The sequence below is a fragment of the Alkalibacterium sp. s-m-28 genome (genome assembly GCF_054658175.1).
In genome coordinates, this window is record NZ_BAAGIQ010000114.1 from 1 (window position 1) to 5,249 (window position 5,249).

A 5,249-nucleotide genomic window follows, 5' to 3' on the forward strand; every position below is an offset into this window, starting at 1 on the left:
GCGCGTAAAATAAAAGTCCGCTTGTCCACAGGTTACGTTTTCTCTTCACTGTTCTGGACAATATTGGAGAATATTCAACAGCTGGTTCTGTTGCATTAGCTACTCCAGAAGATCATATTAATTTTTTAACGATTGTAAGACCAAGGGGTCTTTATACTCTTTTTTCCATCTTTTTGTTTTCGATCTAATCGAGAAGAATATAAAGTGGCATGATAGACAGTTAATACTTAAAAATGTCTAAAAAAGCAGTGAGTTTAATAGAAATAGTTATCCACATTTAGAGGTATGAATAATTCAGGCACTAATATAAAGTTAAAGATTAAAGTACATGGTTAATTTAAGTATTTATGAGCCTGTAGTCACAGCTTTTACTTTTTTACACCTTACAACTTGCATCAATGTAGTACACTAGTAGAGAAGGCTGAAAAAGCAGCTGATCACTTTAAAATCATTATCAGTATCTGTCTTCAACAAAAAAGGAGAGTGGTAGAGATGGATCAGACAATCGATCTGGCAGTCAGAACAAAGGGTCTAGTAAAGCAGTTTGGATCCTTTACAGCAGTGGACAGCATTGACCTGGCTATCGAAAAAGGAACTGTTTATGGCTTTTTAGGCCCTAACGGAGCAGGAAAGACGACAACCGTTCGCATGCTCAGTACATTATTGAAAATCGATGAAGGCGAGGCGCATATTTTTGGATATGATGTAACTAAAGAACCTAAAAAAATCCGTCCTCGTATTGCTCTGACTGGGCAGCATGCGTCCATTGACGAAGATTTGACGGGAACTGAAAATCTAGTCATGATATGCAGATTAATGGGCTTCAAAAGAAAAGAGGCCAAACAGAGGGCAGCTGAATTGCTGGAAGCATTCGGCCTGTCAGATGCAGCAAGTAAGCAGGCCAAAAATTATTCTGGAGGGATGCGACGCAGACTAGATATTGCTGCCAGTATCGTTATCACTCCGGACCTCCTGTTTCTGGATGAGCCGACAACTGGCCTGGATCCTCGAAGCAGAAACCAGGTCTGGGAAGTCGTTCGGGCACTGACTAAAGCCGGCACAACTGTTCTGCTGACAACTCAGTATCTTGATGAAGCCGATCAGCTAGCTGACCGTATAGCTGTCATTAATAAAGGAGCGGTCATTGCTGAAGGGACACCCTCCGAACTGAAAGCTTCAGTAGGATCAGGCATGCTTCATATTACTCTTAAAAATAAAACAGATATCGAACAAGCAGAAAAAGTGCTGGAAACGAGGTTTGATGCTTTAATCCGCAGATCATCCAGAGAATCTGAAATTATAGTTAACGTCAGCAGCTCATCAGAAGCATTAAAAGCACTGAACAATCTGGAATCTGAAGGCATTGAGCTGGTGACTTTTTCCCTAAGCCAGCCGAGTTTAGATGAAGTTTTCTTAGCTTTAACTGATGACGAGGAATAAGAAGGAGGAACTTAAAATGGAATTCAATCAGAATAAATCAAAAGATAATCTTCAGCAGACGATCATCTCATCACATCGTCCAACCCCGCCACACGCACTGTCGTCTGTCGGCACTTTTGCTATGCGATCGTTACTCAAGACTAAACATACACCCATGGCCCTTATGGACATCACTGCCATGCCTATTCTTTTTCTGATAATGTTCACCTATCTTTTTGGTGGAGCAATAGCAGGTTCAGTTCAGGACTATTTACAGTTTATTCTTCCAGGAATTCTAGTACAGACGGTTATTCAGATTACAATGTATACCGGTCTGGACTTAAATAAGGATCTGCAGAAAGGTTTTTTTGACCGTCAGCGTACTTTACCCATCTGGTCCCCCTCATCCCTAGTAGGATCAATGACTTTTGATGTGCTGAGGTACACCATTGCCTGTCTCATCATGATAGGTTTTGCAATGATTCTGGGATTTCGTCCTCAAGGTACACTTATAGGGCTTGTCTCTGCTGTCGGCCTTCTCCTGATCTTTTCCTTCAGCCTGTCGTGGATATGGACCGTACTGGCTCTTATCATGGAATCTGAAAATGCCTTAATGGCTACCTCTATGATGATCATATTCCCTCTGACTTTCCTAAGCAGTGCCTTTGTAGATCCTGAAACCATGCCTAGAGTACTGGAAGTATTTGTAAGCATCAACCCAATTTCCATGCTGGTGGATTCAGTAAGGGGCTTGATGCATGGGTATACTGTCGGGACAGAAATTGTCTGGACTCTGATATCTTCAGGAATTCTGTTAGCTGTCTTCGGTCCGTTGACGATGTATCTGTACAAAAGTAAAAACTGATAAGTTTATGTCTAGCTCGTAATATGGATATTTTCCATGAAAAAAGCTGATCAGCATCTATGCCGATCAGCTTTTTTTCATGCATTATTGAAATACGCATTGAGTCCTGACACTACAAGAGCCACAAACAGAGTCAATGAAAAGGAGCTGAAGGCGAATCCGCTCACTAGTGCGGCGGTAAACCACAACATCAGTCCGTTGATGATAAAATAGAATAAGCCCAGTGTCATTACTGTGATAGGCAATGACAATATAACCAGTATAGGCTTCACTGTAACATTAAGAACGCCGAATACAACTGCCGCTATAAGAGCTGTCACCCATGAATCGATCTGAAACCCTTGAAGGAATCCAGCCAGTGCCAGAAATATGAGAGTATTAGCTAAAATGCGCTGCCACCATTTCATAGATTAAAAGTCACTCCAGTCGTCCTCTTCCAGTTTTTCGGCTTCTTTACGTTTAGGTTTATCTGAGACACCACCGAAAGGAGAAGGTTTTTTCTTATTGGAAGCTAATTTACTTGTCTGATCATCACTTTCCGGCATGACGAGCGCTAAAAGGAGATAGATAGGCACTGTAGACCCTACTCCGATGAAAGTAGCAACAACGACAATCACTCTTAGAAGAACAGGATCGATATTGAAGTACTCACCCAAACCACCCAGCACACCAAAGATGACTGCATTATCTTTTGATTTTGATAATTTGTTCATTTTACACTCCTCTTTCCGTTCAATTATTTATCTGTATCTTTAATTAAAATATTTCCTGTTGTAGTACCGGCATAAAAGCTCATTGGCGCATCACCGGTAACACGCTTTACATGCATCGTATGCTCGATTTTTTCCATCGGTTCTGTATCGGACAAGCGGCTTTTCACTTTTCCGAATGTTGTTTTAGCTTTTCCCTCAATAGCGCGTCCTTTAGGAAGAGCCATTTTAACATTTCCATTGACAGTAGTCGCGTTCACTCTGACAATTTTCTGATCGGATAGTGTAACTTTAATTTCTCCGTTCGTCGTAGTAAAGTCTGCACTTTCCGTTTTCCCGTCAAAGACGATCGATCCATTCACTGAACCTGCAAGGACATCTCTCAAGTCCGCCTGCTTGACAATTATCTGTCCATTCGAACCTTTTGCCTCAAGCATGGTTGCTGACAGTCCTTCGAAGGTCAGTGATCCATTAGTAGATTTTGCAAAGACATCTTTTGCTTCTATATCTTTGAGAGACAGTTTACCATTCAGCATGGTGATTGAAACATAATCGTAAGTTCTCTGCGGCAGGGTCACTTCCAGTTCAACATAGACACGTTTGTTAGGCATATGACACAACAGTTTGTCTTCGTCGATCGTTACTGTGCTTCTGGCATCGAATGATTTTTCAGGTGTGTCTTCATCCATTTTACCATATAATTTACCTTTTGCCTTAAATGACATCGTTTCTCCCTGACCAGGTTTCAGAATCAGTTTTCCATTAGCCAGCTTGAAGTCAAGAATAGTCGCTGAGGTTGAGTCGTACTGCCATTCTTTAGTAAATTCCTTTGTACTTAAAGAAGGAATTTTCAAGTTGATATCCTTCCAGTCGAAATGACTCATGGCCTGCTCAATGTTTGTACGAATGGTTTCTGTCACATCATTTTTAGAGGCCTGATCCACTTTAGTTTTGATGATCTTGGACCACTCTTTACTTGCAGCATCCAGTTTTTCTCCAGCTTTCGACAATTCTTCTGTCGCTTTTTTCTCCCAGTCTTCAGGAAGCTCGAACTTTGAAGTTGCCTGTTTAGCTTTCAGCGTCCACTGCTTCATCTTAGTGCGGTGGAGTTTCTTCATGAGTTCAGCTTTCTGAGCAGCCAGATCATTGACTTCTTCCTCAATTTCTTCTATTTCATCAAGAAGCTGCTCGACCGCTTCATCATCTTTTTCAGACTTCAGTTCTTCTACATCAGACAACTGTTCATCTAGGTCACTGATTTCTTCTCTTAATGTGATGATTTCATCAGTGGTGTCTACATCATCCAGCTGTTTGATCAGTTCAAGTTCTTTCTGGATGGCTCTGATTTTTTCAATAATTCTGTCTTTTTCTTCTTGGACGGTTTTTCTTCCTGACGCTTTAAGTCCTTCGAGCTCTTCTTTCTTCAACTCAAGAGATTTCTTTCTGTTCGCCAGGTTTTCATTAATCCTATCCAGTTCCACAGAATACTGATTGATTTCAGAAACCAGCTGTTCAAGTGAGGCTTCTGCTTCTTTCTGCTTCTCCCTGTTGTCATCGTCTAGAGCTTCTTCAATGTGCACATCTGCCTCGTCAGCCTTTTCTTCAGTATTAAATGCTGCTTCTGCTTCTTTTCTGTCATCTTTCTTGGCAAGTGATTCCAGAAGATCCAATCCTTCTTCAGTTGAAATAACTCCATTTTTCATCAACTCAAGGATACGTTTTCTTTCGTTCATGGTACACCCTCCTATTTGGTTTATCCTCATTTGTTTTTATCCCTGTCTTTATTAGCTTCCTATCTAACGTATATTATGACTGAAGAAAGCTGATTTGTCATAGGTCTTACGACTGATTTTTGACCTATAATAAATGACATAAAAACCCGTCTCTGATAAAAAGACGAGTTCTTATAGACTTTTTTAACGTAATTCCGAAAGAAGTCTCCCACTTCTAAGCGTATGGGTGCGAAGCACCAGTGAAAGTGGGAGATGAATTTCGGTCAAGCGATAGCTTGAAGTGGTTAATCTGTCATTTTTGTTGTATACTATACTCAGTGGTAACCAACAGAAAGGAAGTGGCATCAATGGAATTGGACAACAACAATCATTCAGTCTTCTCGATGTATTACCACCTTGTCTTAGTTATAAAGTATCGAAGAAAAGTCATCACGCCCCCTGTTTCAGATTACGCCAAAGATATGTTTCTAAGAATTAGTACAAACTACAACATCACTCTCATCGAATGGAATGAAGATAGAG

General features: G+C 40.8%; 6 protein-coding genes. 3 read left to right on the forward strand and 3 right to left on the reverse strand.

The window, feature by feature from the left end:
* Nucleotides 1-492 precede the first annotated feature (492 nt).
* Together ACYQ4S_RS10645 and ACYQ4S_RS10650 are read left to right on the forward strand one after the other, a co-directional pair.
* Nucleotides 493-1,440: an ATP-binding cassette domain-containing protein gene (locus ACYQ4S_RS10645; protein ID WP_346024553.1), complete on the forward strand. Its 948-nt coding sequence runs from the start codon at nucleotides 493-495 to the stop codon at nucleotides 1,438-1,440.
* 16 nt (nucleotides 1,441-1,456) lie between these two features.
* A complete protein-coding gene (locus ACYQ4S_RS10650; protein ID WP_091265161.1) occupies nucleotides 1,457-2,284 on the forward strand; it encodes an ABC transporter permease in 828 nt (275 codons plus the stop codon).
* Nucleotides 2,285-2,361: 77 nt separating this feature from the next.
* On the opposite strand, the gene ACYQ4S_RS10655 is transcribed toward ACYQ4S_RS10650, so the two are convergent.
* From ACYQ4S_RS10655 to liaX, 3 genes are read right to left on the reverse strand one after another with little or no spacing between them, the layout of a single operon-like run.
* Nucleotides 2,362-2,691, reverse strand: a complete 330-nt coding sequence (locus ACYQ4S_RS10655; RefSeq protein ID WP_091265162.1) for a phage holin family protein — start codon at nucleotides 2,689-2,691, stop codon at nucleotides 2,362-2,364.
* Between the two features lie 3 nt (nucleotides 2,692-2,694).
* Nucleotides 2,695-2,997, reverse strand: a complete 303-nt coding sequence (locus ACYQ4S_RS10660; protein ID WP_346024552.1) for a PspC domain-containing protein — start codon at nucleotides 2,995-2,997, stop codon at nucleotides 2,695-2,697.
* Nucleotides 2,998-3,020: 23 nt separating this feature from the next.
* Nucleotides 3,021-4,727, reverse strand: a complete 1,707-nt coding sequence (gene liaX / locus ACYQ4S_RS10665; protein ID WP_459771059.1) for a daptomycin-sensing surface protein LiaX — start codon at nucleotides 4,725-4,727, stop codon at nucleotides 3,021-3,023.
* A 347-nt stretch (nucleotides 4,728-5,074) separates the two neighbouring features.
* On the opposite strand from liaX, the gene ACYQ4S_RS10670 reads away from it, so the two are divergent.
* A partial coding sequence (locus ACYQ4S_RS10670; RefSeq protein ID WP_459771061.1) for a transposase occupies nucleotides 5,075-5,249 on the forward strand: 175 nt, incomplete at its 3' end.